The 252-nt window shown below is 32.9% G+C and carries 1 protein-coding gene; it reads right to left on the bottom strand.

All coding sequences use genetic code 11. The annotated features are described in order from the left end of the window. Nucleotides 1-225, bottom strand: a 225-nt coding sequence (locus AC29Z1_RS16775) for a hypothetical protein (RefSeq protein ID WP_488272594.1), incomplete at its 3' end; no start/stop codon positions are given. Nucleotides 226-252: the final 27 nt, after the last annotated feature.

Genomic DNA, 252 nt, shown 5'->3' with positions numbered 1-252 from the left:
TAAAATCAAACTTAAATTAGCACCATAATTTTTGCATTGGACTCCAATAGGCTGATATAAATCATCTACTCCATATATATCAACGCCATATTGCGGTTGCCCTTGGCGTCCATGTCTAAATAAATCACTTGTATTCCATCTTGATTTTAGTGCATCTAATGTAATTTCTTCAAACTCATCCCAACTCTTAGGTGTTGGAATATTCATTTGTGATATAGTAGGCATTTTTTTCTCCTTTTGCATTTCTATTTG

This window comes from Sporomusa sp., from assembly GCF_057736855.1.
Note: the sequence above shows the minus strand (reverse complement) of the source record. Positions and strands in the feature narration are given on the sequence as shown.